General features: G+C 73.2%; 18 protein-coding genes and 1 tRNA gene. 9 read left to right on the top strand and 10 right to left on the bottom strand.

Going from position 1 to position 17,865, the window contains the following annotated elements:
• Positions 1-211: 211 nt before the first annotated feature.
• The 4 genes from fmdA to LN037_RS01685 form a co-directional block, all read right to left on the bottom strand.
• Positions 212-1,465 (bottom strand): formamidase, encoded by a 1,254-nt coding sequence (fmdA, locus tag LN037_RS01670; protein ID WP_230749195.1) that lies wholly within the window; start codon positions 1,463-1,465, stop codon positions 212-214.
• 32 nt (positions 1,466-1,497) lie between these two features.
• Complete coding sequence (locus LN037_RS01675) at positions 1,498-2,133, bottom strand: AmiS/UreI family transporter (protein WP_230749197.1); 636 nt, start codon at positions 2,131-2,133, stop codon at positions 1,498-1,500.
• 117 nt (positions 2,134-2,250) lie between these two features.
• Entirely contained in the window at positions 2,251-2,535 is a 285-nt protein-coding gene (locus LN037_RS01680) for an FmdB family zinc ribbon protein (protein ID WP_230749199.1), read from the bottom strand.
• A gap of 123 nt (positions 2,536-2,658) precedes the next feature.
• Positions 2,659-3,747, bottom strand: a complete 1,089-nt coding sequence (locus LN037_RS01685) for a substrate-binding domain-containing protein (protein WP_230749201.1) — start codon at positions 3,745-3,747, stop codon at positions 2,659-2,661.
• A gap of 98 nt (positions 3,748-3,845) precedes the next feature.
• Between LN037_RS01685 and LN037_RS01690 the strand changes: the two genes are divergently transcribed.
• Complete coding sequence (locus LN037_RS01690) at positions 3,846-4,319, top strand: MarR family winged helix-turn-helix transcriptional regulator (protein ID WP_230749202.1); 474 nt, start codon at positions 3,846-3,848, stop codon at positions 4,317-4,319.
• 148 nt (positions 4,320-4,467) lie between these two features.
• Positions 4,468-4,968, top strand: a complete 501-nt coding sequence (locus LN037_RS01695; RefSeq protein WP_230749204.1) for an SRPBCC family protein — start codon at positions 4,468-4,470, stop codon at positions 4,966-4,968.
• On the opposite strand, the gene LN037_RS01700 is transcribed toward LN037_RS01695, so the two are convergent.
• Both LN037_RS01700 and LN037_RS01705 read right to left on the bottom strand, forming a co-directional pair.
• Positions 4,955-5,722 (bottom strand): class I SAM-dependent methyltransferase, encoded by a 768-nt coding sequence (locus LN037_RS01700; RefSeq protein ID WP_230749206.1) that lies wholly within the window; start codon positions 5,720-5,722, stop codon positions 4,955-4,957. The genes LN037_RS01695 and LN037_RS01700 overlap by 14 nt on opposite strands.
• A gap of 49 nt (positions 5,723-5,771) precedes the next feature.
• On the bottom strand, positions 5,772-6,959 hold the full coding sequence (locus LN037_RS01705) for an MFS transporter (RefSeq protein ID WP_230749208.1): 1,188 nt from the start codon (positions 6,957-6,959) through the stop codon (positions 5,772-5,774).
• A 202-nt stretch (positions 6,960-7,161) separates the two neighbouring features.
• Between LN037_RS01705 and LN037_RS01710 the strand changes: the two genes are divergently transcribed.
• The 3 genes from LN037_RS01710 to LN037_RS01720 all read left to right on the top strand — a co-directional run bounded on the left by LN037_RS01710 (position 7,162) and on the right by LN037_RS01720 (position 10,571).
• Complete coding sequence (locus LN037_RS01710) at positions 7,162-7,752, top strand: DUF3159 domain-containing protein (protein ID WP_230749211.1); 591 nt, start codon at positions 7,162-7,164, stop codon at positions 7,750-7,752.
• Between the two features lie 7 nt (positions 7,753-7,759).
• Complete coding sequence (locus tag LN037_RS01715; RefSeq protein WP_372460349.1) at positions 7,760-8,107, top strand: carotenoid oxygenase family protein; 348 nt, start codon at positions 7,760-7,762, stop codon at positions 8,105-8,107.
• 88 nt (positions 8,108-8,195) lie between these two features.
• Entirely contained in the window at positions 8,196-10,571 is a 2,376-nt protein-coding gene (locus tag LN037_RS01720) for an excinuclease ABC subunit UvrA (protein ID WP_230749215.1), read from the top strand.
• On the opposite strand, the gene LN037_RS01725 is transcribed toward LN037_RS01720, so the two are convergent.
• The gene (locus LN037_RS01725; RefSeq protein ID WP_230749217.1) at positions 10,547-11,305 is read right to left on the bottom strand and encodes a histidine phosphatase family protein; all 759 of its coding nucleotides are present in this window, start codon (positions 11,303-11,305) and stop codon (positions 10,547-10,549) included. The two genes, LN037_RS01720 and LN037_RS01725, sit on opposite strands and share 25 nt — an antisense overlap.
• 230 nt (positions 11,306-11,535) lie before the next feature.
• Between LN037_RS01725 and LN037_RS01730 the strand changes: the two genes are divergently transcribed.
• On the top strand, positions 11,536-11,784 hold the full coding sequence (locus LN037_RS01730; protein WP_230749219.1) for a hypothetical protein: 249 nt from the start codon (positions 11,536-11,538) through the stop codon (positions 11,782-11,784).
• 4 nt (positions 11,785-11,788) lie between these two features.
• On the opposite strand, the gene LN037_RS01735 is transcribed toward LN037_RS01730, so the two are convergent.
• The 3 genes from LN037_RS01735 to LN037_RS01745 form a co-directional block, all read right to left on the bottom strand.
• A tRNA-Val gene (locus LN037_RS01735) sits at positions 11,789-11,860 on the bottom strand.
• A 54-nt stretch (positions 11,861-11,914) separates the two neighbouring features.
• Positions 11,915-12,385 (bottom strand): peroxiredoxin, encoded by a 471-nt coding sequence (locus LN037_RS01740; protein WP_230749221.1) that lies wholly within the window; start codon positions 12,383-12,385, stop codon positions 11,915-11,917.
• 58 nt (positions 12,386-12,443) lie between these two features.
• Positions 12,444-12,887: a DUF3052 domain-containing protein gene (locus tag LN037_RS01745; protein WP_230749222.1), complete on the bottom strand. Its 444-nt coding sequence runs from the start codon at positions 12,885-12,887 to the stop codon at positions 12,444-12,446.
• A 311-nt stretch (positions 12,888-13,198) separates the two neighbouring features.
• Between LN037_RS01745 and aceE the strand changes: the two genes are divergently transcribed.
• The 3 genes from aceE to LN037_RS01760 all read left to right on the top strand — a co-directional run bounded on the left by aceE (position 13,199) and on the right by LN037_RS01760 (position 17,797).
• Positions 13,199-16,021: a pyruvate dehydrogenase (acetyl-transferring), homodimeric type gene (gene aceE, locus LN037_RS01750; protein WP_230749225.1), complete on the top strand. Its 2,823-nt coding sequence runs from the start codon at positions 13,199-13,201 to the stop codon at positions 16,019-16,021.
• A 222-nt stretch (positions 16,022-16,243) separates the two neighbouring features.
• Complete coding sequence (locus LN037_RS01755; protein ID WP_018331418.1) at positions 16,244-16,447, top strand: cold-shock protein; 204 nt, start codon at positions 16,244-16,246, stop codon at positions 16,445-16,447.
• Positions 16,448-16,546: 99 nt separating this feature from the next.
• Positions 16,547-17,797, top strand: a complete 1,251-nt coding sequence (locus LN037_RS01760) for a PucR family transcriptional regulator (protein WP_230749226.1) — start codon at positions 16,547-16,549, stop codon at positions 17,795-17,797.
• The last annotated feature ends 68 nt before the right edge of the window (positions 17,798-17,865 follow it).

A 17,865-nucleotide genomic window follows, 5' to 3' on the forward strand; every position in this document is an offset into this window, starting at 1 on the left:
GTCGCGGTCGGTGAACGCTGTCGACTGTGACAGAGGTGACTCCGGCGGGGACCGGGGTCGCGGTGTCAATCTGAGACGGACGGTCGCGACCTCGCGGCGCGGGCCCTCCTGGTCCGGTGCGTCGTCCGGACACGCGGACGGCCCCGCCGTCGTGCGGGCGGGGCCGTGCGCGGTCGTGCTCCGGGCGTGCTCGGTCGTGGGCCGGGCGTGGTCAGCCGCGGGACATCGGCACCCCCGTGCCCGGATCGATCCGGGTGGGCCCGTTCGCGCCGGGCTTGACGTCGAAGTCGAAGATGCCGGTGGGCAGGTAGACCGTCGAGCACGAGTTCGGGATGTCGACGACGCCGGAGAGCCGGCCCTCGATCGGGGCCGCCCCGAGGATCATGTAGGCCTGGATCGGCGAGTAGCCGAACGTCGTCAGGTAGTCGATCGCGTGCAGGCAGGCCCGCTGGTAGGAGAGGTGGGAGTCGAGGTAGCGCTGCTCGCCGTCGAGCGTCACCGACGTGCCGGAGAAGGCGATCCACTCGCTGTACTGCGGGTCGGTGTTGCCCGGGATGAAGATCGCGTTCTCGGAGACGCCGTAGGTCTCCATGCCGCCCTTGATCAGGTCGACGTGCAGGTCGATGAACCCGCCCATCTCGATCGCGCCGCAGAAGGTGATCTCGCCGTCGCCCTGGGAGAAGTGCAGGTCGCCCATCGAGAGGTTCGCGCCGTCGACGAACACCGGGTAGAAGACGCGGCTGCCCTTGGTGAAGTTCTTGATGTCCTGGTTGCCGCCGTTCTCGCGGGGCGGCGCGGTGCGGGCGGCCTCGTTGCGCGCCCGCTCGTAGTCGTCGCCGGTCAGCGACCCGAGGATCGCCGAGTCCGGCTGCGGCGGGAGGGCCAGCGGGGGCACCGCGCCCGGGTTCGTGTCGATCAGCGCCTGCTCGCGGGCGTTCCAGCGGCGCAGCAGGTCGTGCGACGGGGCCGTGCCCATGAGGCCGGGGTGCACGATGCCGGTGAACTCGACGTGCGGGACGTGCCGGGACGTGGCCTTCCCGCCCCGGAAGTCCCAGATCACCTTGTAGGCGTCCGGGAACTGGTCGGTGAGGAAGCCGCCGCCGTTGGACTTCGCGAAGACCCCGGTGTAGCCCCAGCCCTGCCCCGCGAGCGGTCCCGAGTCCTCCTGCGGGATCGGCCCGACGTCGAGGATGTCGACGATGAGCAGGTCGCCGGGCTGCGCGCCCTCGACGGCGATCGGGCCGGAGAGCACGTGCACGCCGTTGAGCGGGGCGTTCAGGATGTCGTCGGCCGAGTCGTCGTTGTGGATCGCGCCGTCGAACCACTCCCGGCAGTCCACCCGGAACGAGTCGCCGGGCTTGACGTGCACCTGCGCGGGGATGTCGGGGTGCCAGCGGTTGTGGCCGACCTTCTGCTGGTCGGTGAACGCCTTCGTGCTGTCGAGCGGGAACACCTGCTGGGGCATCGGTCTCTCCCTGGGACGGGTCGGGCGGGGGCTCAGGCGGGGACGTGCTCGGTGGACGGCGTCGACGTCGGCGCGGGTCGTGCCCGGCGCGCCCAGGGGACGAGCGCGACGAAGACGACGACCCCGAACACGGCGAGGGCGATCGCGAGGGGCGTGCTGACGGCGGCGTAGGCGCCGGTCAGGAGGAGGAAGGCCGGGACCCACGCGGTCACCCAGCCCTGGATGGCGCAGACGGCGCCGGTGTACCGGCCGATGCCCTCGCGCTTGCGGCCGAGGAGCAGGAAGAACAGCAGCCAGAGGAAGGCCCAGTACAGCCAGATCACGCCGAACGCCGGGTCGGCGAGCCGCGTGAAGTTCAGGGCCGAGAAGACGACCGCGGTGACCGCGACGAAGAGGCAGAAGTAGCCGAGGCCGGTGCTGTCCAGGTCGAACGTCAGGTTCACCGCGACGTAGAGGTAGGTGAACGAGAACAGGAACAGCCCGGACGCGGAGAGGATCGTGTCCGCGTCGCCGTCGGCGGTGACGATCAGGTAGATCGGGGTGATGACCTGGAGCCCGCCCACGAAGAAGTTCATCGGCGCGGCCGAGCGGGCCTCGACCCACCCCAGCAGCATGGCGCCGTTGATGAACAGCACGGCGCCGACGAAGAGCAGGCCGACGCTAGCCACGGGGCGGGGTCGGGTCGGAGGGCAGCACGGGATCGGCTCCTGTCGTGGTCGGGGCAGGGCGGGGCGGCACGGCACCCGGTGGGCGCCGTGCTCGTCGGGGCGGGGTTCGGGACCGGGTCAGGGCCGGGGCAGGGACGCGGTGCGCGGGTCGAGCCGGGGGGCCGGCCGGGCGGCCGGACGCGGCGGCGGCGCGGACACCACCGCCGGCTCGGTGCGCGACGCCTCGGCCCGGTCGATGGCCGCGACGAGGTCGCGGCGGGCGCCGCCGAGGCGCGGGGCCGTGATCACCCGGACCGCACCGGCCCCACAGGTCGGGCACGGGACCGTCGGGGTCGCGGCACCCATGGGGGCCATGACCTCGACCGGGCCGTCCGCGTCGCACCGGTACGCGTACAGGGGCATCGGGCCGGCTCCGTCCCTCGTGACGCCGGCCTGCCGGGTCGTCGCCTCCGGAAATGATTTCCCAGGAAAGTTATCCAGACCACATCGGGGTGTCAACGACCGTCACGCTCCGGCTCCGGACGGTCACAGCTGCTGGACGACGTCCCAGCTGAGGCCGTCCGCCACCGCCAGGTAGACCGACTGCTGCAGGTGCCGGTCACGCAGCTCCACCGTCCCGCGCGGGCTCTCGTAGGCCAGCCCGTCGGCCACCGACATCAGCGCCGGCACCCGGGTGGACCCGGCCCGCCGCATCAGCTCGGTGAGCAGCCGGACGCCCTCGTAGCAGGACTCCCCCAGGCTGTTCAGCACCGGCGCGTCGTCGCCGAACTCGCGGAAGTAGGTGGCGGCGAAGTCCAGCCCGGCGCTCGTCGCGAGGTCCTCGAAGTACCCCGCCGAGGTCATCAGGCCGCGGGTGGCGCCCGGCCCGGACGCCAGCAGCACGTTCTCCTCGATGAGGGAGCTGAAGCGCAGGACGTCGCGGTCGAGGCCCGCGGCGGCGAAGGCCCGGTTGAACGCCACGGCGTCGTCGCCGATGAGCAGCATCAGCACGGCCTCGCAGCGGCTGGCCTCGACCCGCCGCACGACCTCGGCGAAGTCGGTGGTGCCGAGCGGGACGTACATCTCGTCGCAGACCGTGCCACCCCGCCGCCGCAGGTGCCGGGCGGCCGTGGCCGCCGACCGGCGGGGCCACACGTAGTCGTCGCCCACGATCGTCCAGCGGCGCACGCCGGCGGTGCGGTCGAACCAGTCGAGGGCCGGGCCGAGCTGCAGGTCGGGCGTCTCGCCGGTGAGGAACAGGCCCGGGCGGTGCTCGCCCCCCTCGTAGAGCGCGGTGTAGGCGTACGGGACGCGACTGCCGATGCGCGGCGCCACCGCCTCGCGCACGGCCGAGATGTGCCAGCCGGTCACGGCCTGGACCGCTCCGGCGCTGACCAGGGCGTCCACCTCGATGGCCACCTCCGCCGGGCTGCGGCCGCCGTCGACGGGGACGAGGTTGAGCTCCCGCCCCAGCACGCCGCCGTCCGCGTTGATCTCCGCCACGGCGAGGGCGGCACAGCTCTCGCACGACGGCCCGAAGAGACCGGCCGGGCCCTGCAACGGCACCACGAGTGCCATGTCGAGGACGTCCCGCGCCCGCGCTCCTCCCCCGTGCGGGCGCAGCGGGTCGGCCATGCCACGACGCTAGCGAGCACGGTGCACCGCGCCAGTGCTCCGATCGTACGAGTTCTCGTCCGTCGGCCCCGGACGGTGTCGCGGCTACGATCCGGGACGTGGCAGCGAGCGCGGAGGGGTGCGTGCCGGACGGCGACGAGCCGCTCCGTCTGCTCTCGCTCGTCGAACGCACGCTCACCGCGCGCCTCGAGGAGGCACTGCGGGCCCGCGGGTCGAGCCTCGACCAGTGGCGGATCCTGCGCCTGCTCGCCGACCGCGGCGGGTGCACGATGACCGCCGTCGCCGACCACGTGCTCCTGCTGGCCCCGAAGCTCAGCAAGCTGGTCGACCGGATGGTGGCGGCCAACCTCCTCCTGCGGCGCCGCGACCACACGGACCGACGGCGGGTGCTGATCGTCCTGTCCCCGCGCGGGCGGGCGGCCCTCGCGGACTGGGACGAGGCGACCGCCGCGGTCCGGGCGCAGTTCCGGGACCTGCTCGGGCCCGACGTCGAGACCTTCGAGGCGCTCCTGCGCCGCCTGCAGGGCGGGCTCCTCCCGGCCGCGGTCCCGCTCGAACAGCCCAGGGCCTGACCAGCGCTGGGCCGAGCGGGTGGCCGCCGGTGCGAAATTCGGGCGGCGGTCGTCGCTCGGCGTTGTCCGGTGCGGCCGTCCGGGGCCACGGTGCCCGGCACGCGCCGCCCGCCCGGGTGGCCGGGGGTCACGTCACGGGGAGACGACCATGGGTACGGACACGCAGATGCAGGTCACGCGGACGATCGAGGCTCCGGCCGGGCGCGTCTTCGCCGTGCTCGGCGATCCGCGGGAACACGCGGCCATCGACGGGTCGGGGCTGCTGCAGGGCAGCGACAGCGATCGGGTCACCGCGGTCGGGCAGGTGTTCACCATGCGGATGTACCGCGACGACCTGGGTCCGTGGCGGACGTTCAACACCGTCACCACCTTCGAGGACGGCCGCCGCATCGGCTGGGCGCCCGAGCTCGACCCCGACTCCGAGCTCGGGCCGAAGCTCGCGCACCTCACCACCGGCGGCCACACCTACGTCTACGAGCTCGAGGAGCGCGACGGCGTCACCGAGGTGACCCAGACCTACGACTGGTCGACGTTGCGCGACCCGCAGTTCGCCGCGTTCTGCCCTTTCGTCTCCGCCGACGACCTGCGGGCCACGCTCGACCGGCTCGCCGCGGCCGTGGAGGGGGCCCGGCCGGTCACGCCGGCCTGACCCACCCCGTCACGAAGGCGAAGTGGTCCTCGAAGCGCAGCACCGGCTCCTCGCGGTAGGCGTGGCGGAACTGGGCGATGCCCTCGGCCAGCTCCGCCTCGGAGAACTCGCCGAGCACCGACATGTACCGCGCCTCGAGCATCCGGACGTAGCGCTCGCGGTCGATCGCGACGTGGAAGGTGCGGTAGCTGACCGAGGCGCGCAGACCCGTCGTCGCGATGGCCTCGGCGACGTCGGCGGGATCGGGCTGGAGCTCGGTGAACCGGTCGTGCGCGGCCGCGAAGAGCGGGTGGCCGATCGTGCGCGGCAGCATCACGACGAGCATCCGACCGTGGTCGGAGAGCAGTCCGGCCAGCCCGCGCAGCGTGCCCGCCCGGTCCGTCACGTGGTGGATCGCCTCCTTGACGACGATCGCGTCGAACGGCCCGGGCAGGGGCAGGGACACCCGGCCGGAGGCGACGTCCTCGGCGCTCGCGAGCACCGGGCGCAGCGCCGGGGTCGCCGGCACCTGGTCGAGCATGGCCGGCGTCGGGTCGACGCAGACGATCGGGCGCAGCGGGGCCACGTCGTCGGCGAGCTGCCGGGTGTAGAGCCCGGTGCCGCACCCGACGTCGGCGATCGCGTCGCCGGGGTGCAGCCGGAGCGCGCCGGACATCGCCCGCACGACGCCACGGACGTACTCCGGGTCGTGGGTCCAGTGGTCGTCGTACGTGGCGGCGAGCCGGCCGTAGTGGTCGGCGATCTGTCCGGTCATCCGGCGCAGCGTGGCACGCCCGGGTCCCGGGCGGGGACATCTGATCGGGTCAGGTCGCCGGCCGCATCCGCAGCACCGAGCCCGCGGTCCCGGCGCCGACCAGCAGGACGACGACGCCGCAGAGCACCGAGGCGACCGCGGCCAGGCCCCAGACCTCCACCGCCACCCCGGCGAGCAGGCTCGAGACGGCCGCCGCGAGGTAGCAGAACAGGTAGATCGCGGAGAGGGTCCCGGCGTGGGCGCCGGCGGGGCTGCGGTCGAGCAGCACCCGCATGGCTCCGGCGAACGCGACCCCGAAGCCGGCCCCGGCGACGACCGCCGCGGCCAGGTAGGCGCCGAAGCTGCCGACGGCGATCGCGACGACGAACCCGGCCGTTCCGGCCGCGAGGACGGCGGCCCCGCAGGCCAGGGCGTGGGTGGCGCGCAGCCGGTTGGCCGCGAGACCCGCGGTCGGGCCGGCGAGGTGGTAGACCGCCACCGCGAGGGCACCGCTGAACAGGTCCTCCCGCCCGAGGACCGACACGGCCAACGACGGGGCCAGGGCCTGCTGGAACCCGCCGAGCACGTACGTCGCCGCCACGAGCAGGCACACCGCCGGGAAGACCGGGCGGACGCTGTGCGGGACCCGGACGACGGGCCGCAGCGAGCGGACGGCACCTGGCCGCCGGGCGACCGTCTCGGGCAGCAGTGCGACGGTCACCGCCGCGGCCGCGAGCAGCGCGGCCGTCCCGAGGAACGCCCCGACCGGCGCCGACGCGGGTGCGAGCTGGACCGCCGTGCCGGAGGCGAGCGCCCCGAGGGCGATGCCGCCGGGCGGCGCCCCGCTGGTCACGGCCCCGGCGAGCCCGGGCCGCGAGGGCGGCACCAGGTCCACGACGAAGGCGCCGAGCGCGCTCAGCGCGAGCCCCACCGAGAGACCCTGGATCGCCCGGCCGAGGATGAGCGGCGCGGCCGAGTCGACCGTCGTGAGCACCAGGGCGGCGACCGCGCCGGTGAGGATCGCGGGGACGGCGACCCGTTTCCGTCCGACGTGGTCGGAGAGGCCGCCGCAGCAGAGCAGCGCGGCGAGCAGCGGGACGATGTAGATCGCGAAGGCCCCGGTGAGCGCCACCGGCGGGAGGCCGTAGGTCTGCTCGTAGACGACGTAGAGCGGGGCCGGCACGCCGGCCGCGCCGCAGACCGCGACGAGCGAGACGGACGCCGCGGTGAAGGCGCCGGCCGAGGGGGTGCGGGGCACGGGGTCTCAGACCGTCCCGGCGGGCGGGACGAGGAACGTCACGGACGTCGAGCCTACGCGGCACCCGGAGTGTGGGCGGACGGTCACGTGCTGCTGACCGAACATCGCATCCGGGTCACGGAACCGTCGCAACCCTCCCGCAGGAGACGTACGGAGTGTGACGATCGGCTCGTCCGATTCCGCCTCGACCCGAGGAGTGCTGGTGCAGAAGATGTCGGTGGTACTCGGGTTCGTCCCGTGGATCGTGTTCAGCGTGCTCTCCGGTCCCTCCACGTGGCAGTGGGCCGCACCCACCGCGCTCGTCGCCACGCTCGTGCTCGCGGTGCCCGACTGGCGGCGCAGCGGCGAGATCGGCGTGCTGGACGCGGGCGGCGCGACGTTCTTCGCGGCGCTCACGGTGCTCGCGCTGATCCTGGAGCGGAGCCGGCTCCAGTGGCTCGAGGACCGCGCGGCGCTGATCTCCGGGATCGCGATCACGGTGATCGCCGTGGCCTCGCTGCTCCTGCGGCGTCCGTTCACCGAGCACTACGCGCGACAGAGCACCCCGCGCGAGTACTGGGGCAGCCCGCTCTTCCGGCACGTCAACGTGATGATCACCGGGGTCTGGGCCGCGACCTTCGCGCTGCAGGCGGTGAGCGCGCTGATCGTCCTGACGACCCCCGGGCTCGCGGACCTGTTCGGCTGGGTCGTGCCGACGTTGCTGCTGGTCGCCGCCGTGAAGTTCACGATGTGGTACCCCGACCACGCGACCGCGGACGTCCGGGCGGACGCGGCACCGCGGGTGGCGTCGTGACCGCCGCATCGGGGAGCACCACGGCACGATCGCGCTCGGGGGCGACAGCGGCCGGCAGGACCTGCCGGGCGGGGACCACGACGCCCTGTTCTGGGTGGATCCGGCGTCGGGGGCCACGTCCTCCTGGTTCGCGGGCGACCTCGCGGTCGGTGAGCCGTGCTTCGTGCCGCGCCCCGGGGACCCCGACGAGACCCGCGGCTGGTGGGTCACCTTCGCGACCGACCGGACCGACGGGGCGAGCTCGTTCCTCGTGATCCCGGCGGCGGACCCGGCGTCGGGACCGGTGGCCCGGGTGCACGTCCCCACCCGCGTCCCGCTCGGGCTGCACGGGGCCTGGCTGCCGACTCAGGAGTGAGTGTCGGGGGGCCTCGCTAGTCTCCCGTCACGTTCCGGGGGCGGACCGGGTCGAGTCGTCGGACGGTCCGCGAGCGAGGGAGACGACCATGAGCACGGACACCCGGCACGCCGCCGACGCGCACGAGCGGATCCGCGTGCTCGGCGCGCGGGAGAACAACCTGCGCGACGTCGACGTCGACCTGCCCAAGCGCCGGCTCACCGTGTTCACGGGGGTGTCCGGCTCCGGCAAGAGCTCGCTGGTGTTCGCCACGGTGGCCGCCGAGTCGCAGCGGCTGATCAACGAGACGTACTCGACGTTCGTGCAGGGCTTCATGCCCTCGCTCGCGCGGCCCGACGTCGACGTCCTCGACGGGCTGACCACAGCGATCATCGTCGACCAGCAGCGGCTGGGGGCCGACCCGCGTTCCACGGTGGGCACGGCCACCGACGCGGGCGCGATGCTGCGCATCCTGTTCAGCCGCCTCGGCGAGCCGCACATCGGCTCGGCGCAGGCGTTCTCGTTCAACGTCGCCTCGGTGAGCGGCGCGGGCGCCGTGACCACCACGAAGAACGGCCAGCAGGTCAAGGAGCGCCGCGAGTTCTCGATCACCGGCGGGATGTGCCCGCGCTGCGAGGGCCGCGGCGCGGTGTCCGACTTCGACCTGACCGCGCTCTACGACGACTCGAAGTCCCTCGACGAGGGCCCGTTCACCATCCCCGGCTACAGCATGGACGGCTGGTTCGGCCGCATCTTCAAGGGCAGCGGATTCTTCGACACCGCGAAGCCGATCGCGACGTACACGCAGCGCGAGCTGCACGACCTCCTGTACCGGGAGCCGACGAAGATCCAGGTCGAGGGCATCAACCTCACCTACGAGGGCATCATCCCGAAGATCCAGAAGTCGATGCTGTCGAAGGACCGGGAGGCGATGCAGCCGCACATCCGCGCCTTCGTCGACCGCGCCGTCGTCTTCACCACGTGCCCGGAGTGCGACGGCACGCGGCTCACCGAGGCCGCCCGGTCGTCGCGCATCCGCGGCGTGAACATCGCCGAAGCCAGCGCGATGCAGATCAGCGACCTCGCCGACTGGGTGCGCGGGATCGACGAGCCCTCGGTGAAGCCGCTGATCGAGTCGCTGTCGCACACGCTCGACTCGTTCGTCCGCATCGGGCTCGGATACCTCGGCCTGGAGCGGCCGTCGGGCACGCTCTCCGGCGGCGAGGCCCAACGGACGAAGATGATCCGGCACCTCGGCTCCGCGCTGACCGACGTCACCTACGTCTTCGACGAGCCGACGATCGGGCTGCACCCCCACGACATCGCGCGGATGAACGAGCTGCTGCTGGCGCTGCGCGACAAGGGCAACACCGTCCTCGTGGTCGAGCACAAGCCCGAGACCATCGCGATCGCAGACCACGTGGTCGACCTCGGGCCCGGCGCCGGCACCGACGGCGGGACGATCCAGTTCGAGGGCACCGTGGCGGGGCTGCGCGCCAGCGGCACCGTCACCGGGCGCCACCTCGACGACCGCGCCGCCCTCAAGGACACGGTGCGGACGCCGACCGGGCAGCTGGAGATCCGCGGAGCCGACACGCACAACCTGCGCGACGTGGACGTCGACGTCCCGCTCGGTGTGCTCGTGGTGCTCACGGGCGTGGCGGGGTCGGGCAAGAGCTCACTGGTCACCGGGTCGATCGCAGGGCGCGACGGCGTCGAGGTGGTCGACCAGACCCCGATCCGGGGCTCGCGGCGCAGCAACCCGGCCACCTACACCGGGCTGCTGGAGCCGATCCGCAAGGCGTTCGCGAAGGTCAACGGCGTCAAGCCCGCCCTGTTCAGCGCGAACTCCGAGGGGGCCTGCCCGAACTGCAATGGCGCGGGCGTGATCGACACCGACCTCGGGCCGATCGCCTCGGTCGCGGTCACCTGCGAGGTCTGCGAGGGCAAGCGGTTCTCGGCCGACGTCCTGGAGTACCGGTTCGGCGGGCGGGACATCAGCGAGGTCCTCGCGATGTCGGTCGCGGAGGCGGAGGGGTTCTTCGCCGACGGGCCGGGGAAGCTGCCGGCGGCGCACAAGGTGCTGGCCCGCCTGGTCGACGTCGGGCTCGGGTACCTGCGGCTCGGGCAGCCACTGAACACGCTGTCCGGCGGCGAGCGGCAGCGTCTCAAGCTCGCCGACCAGCTGGGGACCAAGGGCGGGACCTTCGTCCTCGACGAGCCGACGACGGGTCTGCACCTCGCCGACGTCGAGGCGCTGTTGGGGTTGCTCGACCGGCTGGTCGACGGCGGGACGTCGGTGATCGTCATCGAGCACCACCAGGCGGTGATGGCGCACGCGGACTGGATCGTCGACCTCGGGCCGGGCGCGGGTCACGACGGCGGGCGGATCGTCTTCAGCGGCACGCCCGCCGAGCTCGTCGCGGCCCGCTCGACGCTGACCGGCGAGCACCTGGCCGACTACGTGCGGTCCCCCGCGACGTAGCCGGGCGCGATCCAGGGCGGGAGCCGGTCGGGCACCTCGACGACCACGCGGTGCTCGCGGAACACGACCTCGGCGAGCCGCCCGTCGAGCGTGACCTCGACCGGCTCGAGGTTCTCCGGCTCGCCGGGGTCGCTCCCGATCGCGGCGGCGACGAACGCGCGCATCGGGCCGGAGTGGGTGCTGACCAGCGCGATCTCGTCCTTCGCCGCGAGCGCGGTGACCCCGGCCCAGAGCCGGTAGACCGCGATCTGCGGCGGTTCGAAGCGCAGCGTGGTCGAGGTCAGCCACCGGTCGATGGGCCCGCCGGTCTTGGAGAGCTCGCCGTAGTTCGAGTCGAAGCGGTCGAACTCCAGCGCCCAGTCCGGGTCGGCGCCGCTGCCCGGGTCCAGCGCGCGACGGTCCTTCGCGACCCCCGAGGACTCGCGCGCCGCGCCGTCGTGGAAGAACTGCAGGCTGTCGAAGTGCGTGTCCGGCTCGAGCTCGCCGAGGTCGAGGCCGTGCCCGTCGGGGAGCGCCTCCGCCACGGTCGCGCGCAGCGTCACCGCCGTCGCCGTCCCTCGCGCGGTCGGCGCGTGCGGGAAGCGCACCCGGGTGCCGGGCGGCGCCGTCGTCGCGAGCTCCTTCGCGAGCTGCCGGCCCCGCTCGCGGGCCTGGGACTCCCCGAGCTCGGTCAACCCGAGATCGCCGAGGTAGCCGTGGGTCTCGCCGTGGCGCAGGAGGACGACGCGGTACACGGGGCCCACCGTGCCCGACGGGGCGGCCGGTGTTCCACCCGCCGGTTGCGCCGGGGCGAACGCCGGCCGCGAGGTGCACAGCAGGCAGGCCGACGGGCCCCGGAACCTGCCCCACGTACCACTCGCGACGGAGATCGGCTCCCACCTTGGAGGGAGGGCGCGCGGAGATCTCAGGCGTTCCTCAGCAGGCGTCGCCACGATCCGGACACAACCGACAGAACGGACTCCTCGTGGACACACTCTGGTTGATGTGCGGCGTCGCCGTGGTCGCCGTCGGGCTGCTCATGATGTTCGGCGGCTCGAAGGCGCGGTCGCTCGACGACGTGTACGCCCGCCGGGCCGAGGCGAGGGCCCAGGCACCGGCAGCCGCGCCCACGGACATGGACACGGACATGGACACGGCCACCGACACGACCCCGACCACCGTCGTCGTCGCGACGCCGGTGGCCGAGGCCGGGCGGCACCGGATGGCGACCTGAGAGGTGGGCGCAGCAGGATTCGAACCTGCGACCGACGGCTTGTAAGGCCGGCGCTCTACCGCTGAGCTATGCGCCCCGTCCGGGCCCCGGGAACGCTACCCGGGGCCCGTCGTCGGGAACGGGGATTTCCTCAGGCGGACGCCTTGAGCTGCTCGATCGCGTCCTTCCAGCCCTGCTGGTCACGCGCCTCGCCCGGGCCGTTCTGCTCGGCGAAGCGCACCACGCCGTCCCGGTCGATGAGGAACGTGCCGCGGAAGGAGAAGCCGAGGTCGGCGGAGAACACGCCGTAGCTCGCGCCCACGGCCCCGTGCGGCCAGAAGTCCGACAGCAGCGGGAAGCGGTAGCCCTCCTGGTCGGCCCACGCCTTCAGGGTCGGCGCCGGGTCGCAGGAGACGCCGATGAGCTGCACGTCGTCGTTGACGTACGCGGCGAGGTCGTCGCGGGCCTCGCAGAACTCCCCGGTGCAGATCCCGGAGAACGCGAACGGGTAGAAGACCAGGAGGACGGCCTTCTTCCCGCGGTAGTCCGCGAGCGAGACCTCCTCACGGTCCTGGTTCGGGAGCGTGAACTCGGGGGCCTGGGATCCGACCTCGACCGTCATGGGGCGTGCGTCTCCTCGTGAGGGTGTTCCGGCTGGTGCCGGCGCCACCCTAGCGACCTCAGCGCCGTCCCTTGCTCCCCGACTTCGGCGCGACCAGGCGGGTGCCCACCCAGCCGTCGGAGATGCTGACGTTCGAGGTCTGCGACAGCCCCGCGGTCGGGGCGGCCTCGGCGATCTCCGAGGGCTCGACGTGACCCTCGTGACCGGTCTTGGGCGTGAGCACCCAGACCACGCCGTTGTCGGCGAGGGGCGAGCGGGCGTCCATGAGGGCGTCGACGAGATCGCCGTCGTCGTCGCGCCACCACATCAGCACCACGTCCACGACCTCCTGCGCGTCCTCGTCGAGGAGGTCCTCGCCGCAGCGTTCCTCGATCGCGGACCGGACGTCGTCGTCGACGTCGGAGCCCCAGCCCACTTCCTGGACGATCATCCCCGGCTCGACCCCGAGCTTGCTGGCCAGATCACTCCGGCTGCCGTCGGAGTCCCCCGCGGCCGCGACCACGTTCCCCGTCCCTCCTCCGTGTCGTGGGCGCACCCCGCTGGGCCCGCCTCGCGAGCGCCCCGCCGGGGCCTCGTGACGCACAGCGAACACGGCCGGGGTGCCGGACGCAACCAGCCACGCGGCCGGGGCTCACGACGACGGCGGGTCGTCGCGGTTCTCGACACGACGCGACTACCCGGCGGTAGAGATGACGACCCGGCGACACGGGGTGACCATGGAGGGGCGTCGTGGTGAACCCACGGGCAGAATCGGTTCCGATCGTCGGCATCACATCCGATCGGCGGGACCACGAGCACGAGGAGTGGCAGCAGTTGTCAGCGCAGAACGGCTCCCGGACCGACAACCGCGTGCACGTCATCCGTGACGGGCTCTCCACGCACCTGCCCGACATCGATCCCGACGAGACCGCCGAGTGGATCGAGTCCTTCGACGGCGTGCTCGACTCCGCCGGCCAGCAGCGGGCCCGCTTCCTGATCCTGCAGCTGCTCCAGCGCGCCCGCGAGCGTCGCGTGGCGGTGCCGTCGTTGTTCTCGACCGACTACGTCAACACCATCCCCACCGACCAGGAGCCCTGGTTCCCGGGCGACGAGGACACCGAGCGCCGCTACCGCGCCTGGATCCGCTGGAACGCCGCGGCGATGGTCCACCGGGCGCAGCGGCCCGGCGTCGGGGTCGGCGGGCACATCTCGACCTACGCCTCCGCGGCCTCGCTCTACGAGGTCGGCTTCAACTGGTTCTTCCGCGGCAAGGACCACCCCGGCGGCGGCGACCACGTCTACATCCAGGGCCACGCCTCCCCCGGCATCTACGCCCGCGCCTTCCTCGAGGGCCGCCTCGGCGCCGAGCACCTCGACGGCTTCCGCCAGGAGCTCTCGCACGCCGGGCCGGGCGGCGGTCTGCCGTCCTACCCGCACCCCCGCCTCATGCCGTGGTTCTGGGAGCACCCCACGGTCTCGATGGGCCTCGGTCCGATCAACGCGATCTTCCAGGCCCGGTTCGACAAGTACCTGCACAACCGCGGCCTCAAGGACACCTCCCAGCAGCACACCTGGGCGTTCCTCGGCGACGGCGAGATGGACGAGCCGGAGTCGCGCGGCGCGATCCACGTCGCCGCGGCCGAGGGCCTCGACAACCTCACCTTCGTCGTCAACTGCAACCTCCAGCGCCTCGACGGGCCGGTGCACGGCAACGGCAAGGTGATCCAGGAACTCGAGTCGTTCTTCCGCGGCGCCGGCTGGAACGTCGTCAAGGTGATCTGGGGCCGGGAGTGGGACCGGCTGCTGCACGCCGACCGCGACGGCGCCCTGATCAACCTCATGAACACCACGCCGGACGGCGACTTCCAGACCTACAAGGCCAACGACGGCGCCTACGTCCGCGAGCACTTCTTCGGCCGCGACCCGCGGACCAAGGAGCTCGTCAAGGACCTCTCCGACGACGACGTCTGGAACCTCAAGCGCGGCGCGCACGACTACCGCAAGGTCTACGCCGCCTACCAGGCCGCGATGGAGCACGAGGGCCGCCCGACGGTCATCCTCGCCAAGTCGATCAAGGGCTACACGCTCGGCCCGACGTTCGAGGGCCGCAACGCGACCCACCAGATGAAGAAGCTGACCCTGCAGGACCTCAAGACCTTCCGCGACGAGGTCCGCGTGCCGATCAGCGACGCCGAGCTGGAGCGCGACCCCTACCTGCCGCCCTACTACCACCCCGGCAAGGAGGCGCCCGAGATCCAGTACATGCTCGAGCGCCGCCGCCAGCTCGGCGGCCCCGCCCCCGAGCGCCGGCTGCGCCACCAGCCGCTGGTCCTGCCCGGCGACAAGGCCTACGACGTGGTCAAGCGCGGCTCGGGCAAGCAGGAGATCGCCACGACGATGGCGTTCGTCCGCCTGGTCAAGGAGCTGACCCGCGACGAGGGCATCGGCAAGCGGGTCGTCCCGATCATCCCGGACGAGGCCCGCACCTTCGGGATGGACTCGTTCTTCTCCAACCTGAAGATCTACAACCCGCTCGGCCAGCTCTACACCTCGGTCGACGCCGACCAGCTGCTCGCCTACCGCGAGTCCGAGACCGGGCAGCTGCTGCACGAGGGCATCAACGAGGCCGGGTCGGTCGCCTCCTTCACCGCCGTCGGGACGTCCTACGCCACCCACGGCGAGCCGATGATCCCGATCTACATCTTCTACTCGATGTTCGGCTTCCAGCGGACCGGCGACGGCATCTGGGCGGCGGCGGACCAGATGGCCCGCGGCTTCCTGCTCGGCGCGACGGCGGGTCGCACCACGCTGGTCGGCGAGGGCCTCCAGCACAACGACGGGCACTCGCTGCTGCTCGCGGCGACCAACCCCGCCGTCGTGGCCTACGACCCCGCCTTCGCCTTCGAGATCGGGCACGTCGTCCGCGACGGGCTGGCGCGGATGTTCGGCCAGGACGAGCAGGAGCACCCGCCGGCCGAGCCGGACCACGAGGCGGCCGCGTCGACGCGGCGCGACCCGAACGTCCTGTACTACCTCACCGTCTACAACGAGCCCTACCGTCAGCCGGCCGAGCCGGACGGCGTGGACGTGGACGGGCTGCTGCGCGGGCTCTACCGGTACGCGCAGGCCCCGGGCGGCCCCGGGCCGCGCGCGCAGATCCTCGCCTCGGGGGTCGCGATGAGCTGGGCGCAGCGCGCGCAGGAGATGCTCGCGACCGAGTGGGGCGTCCAGGCGGACCTGTGGTCGGCCACCTCCTACGGCGAGCTGCGCCGCGACGGGGTGGCCTGCGAGCAGCACAACCAGGCCCACCCCGAGGCCGAGCCGATCACGCCGTACGTGACCACCGCGCTCGCCGAGGCGGCCGGACCCGTCGTCGCGGTGTCGGACTGGATGCGCGCGGTGCCCGACCTCATCCGCCCCTGGGTGCCCGGCGACTACACGACGCTCGGCACCGACGGCTTCGGCCTGTCCGACACCCGGCCGGCCACCCGCCGGCACTTCGGGGTGGACGCCGAGAACGTCGTCGTGGCGGTCCTGGCCGCGCTCGCGCGGCGGGGCGAGGTCGACCAGTCCACGGTCCGGGACGCGGCGGCGCGCTACCAGATCCACGACCCGCAGGCCGCCGGGCCGCAGACCTCGGACAGCGGGGTGGCATGAGCCCGACCCGGGAGGACCGCCCCCGTGACCGGGCGGTGACTTTTCAGGGCTCGGGGCTGGATTCCTCCCCAGGGGATCCCGCTAGGCTGTCGCCGACCGCCCGGTCCACCTCGTAGCCAACGGGGCCACCGGCGGGTCCGGCGGTTGGAGTACATCGCTCCGGCGGCGGCTCGAAGGCCGGGGGAGGAACGAACCCCCGGGACATCGGTATGAGGAGCAGGAATGGCAGAAGGCACCGTCAAGTGGTTCAACAGCGAGAAGGGCTTCGGCTTCCTCGCTCCCGACGGTGGTGGCGCTGACGTCTTCGTCCACTACTCGGCGATCCAGTCTCGCGGGTTCCGGACCCTGGACGAGGGGCAGCGCGTCTCGTTCGACGTCGAGCAGGGCCAGAAGGGCCTGCAGGCCGTTCAGGTCACGCCGCTGTAAGTAGCGCGCAGACGCGTCTACCCGAACGGGGCTCCGCCCGGCAGGCACTGCCGGTCGGGGCCCCGTTCGTCGTTGTCGACCACGAGGGTGTGGTGAGGGATGGCCCGGGTCTCCGCGGACACCTACCGGCGCCTGGAGCTCGCCACGGGCGGCGTCGCGAGCGCCGGGGTCGCCGAGATGTCGGCCCGCCTGCCGTGGTTCGACCGCCTCACCGCCGAGCAGCGCGCCGGGGTTCTCATGGTCACCCAGCTCGGCGCCGCGAACTTCGTCGCCTGGCTCCGCGACCCGGACGCCACGCCCCGCCTCACCGCCGAGGCGTTCCGCAGCGCCCCGCCCGACCTCGCCCGGCAGATGACGCTGCGCCAGACCGTCGAGCTGGTCCGCATCGCCACCGAGGTCTTCGAGGAGCGCATCCCGGCCCTGGCGGGCAGCCGCAGCGAACGCGCCACCCTGGTCGCCGCCGTCCTGCGCTTCGGCCGCGAGGTCGCCTTCGCGGCCGCCACCGTCTACGCCTCGGCCGCCGAGGCCCGCGGCGCGTGGGACGCCCGGCTGGAGGCGCTCGTGGTCGACGCGGTGGTCCGCGGCGACCCCCACACCGCGGGCGCGGTCCTCTCCCGCGCCGCCGCCCTCGGCTGGGACCCCGCGGCCCGGGCGCGCGTGCTGGTCGGCAACCCGCCCGCCACCGACCCCGACCCCCGCCGGCCCTCCGGGCCCGATCCGCTCCACGGGGTCCGGCGCGCCGCGTACCGCGCGGGGACCGCGGTGCTGCTCGGCGCCCACGGCCGGCACCTGCTGATGATCATGTCCGCCGACGAGGAGCGTCCCGACGACGCCCCCGACCCCCGCGAGGAGCGGTGCGGGTCCCTGGCCGTCCTCACGCTCACCGACGCCTTCGGACCCGGCGCCGTCGTCGCGGGGCCGGTGGTGGCCGGGCTGCTCGAGGCCCACGAGTCCGCCGCCCGCGCGCTCGCCGGACACCGGGCGGTCGCCGCCTGGCCCGGCGCACCCCGCCCCGTCGACGCGGACGACCTGCTCCCCGAGCGCGTCCTCGCGGGCGACCGCTCCGCCGCCACGACGCTCGTCGAGGAGGTCGCCCGCCCGCTGCGGGAGGCCGGGGGCTCGCTCACCGAGACCGTCGAGTCCTACCTCGACCACGCGGGCGTGCTCGAGGCGTGCGCGCGCTCGCTCTACGTCCACCCCAACACCGTGCGCTACCGCCTGCGGCGAGTGGCCGACCTCACCGGGTCCCATCCCGGTGACGCGCGCGGCGCGACGTTGTTGCGAACGGCCATCGCGCTCGACCGTCTCCGTGCGAGCGGCGCCACACCGGAACCCGACACGACGCCGTGAGCTGCGACGATGCGTGGGGACACGGGGCTGGAACCGCAGCCCGGACGCTCCGTGCCGGCGGCGCGACC

The sequence above is a fragment of the Actinomycetospora soli genome (assembly GCF_021026295.1).
In the GTDB taxonomy this organism is placed as follows: Bacteria; Actinomycetota; Actinomycetes; order Mycobacteriales; family Pseudonocardiaceae; genus Actinomycetospora; species Actinomycetospora soli.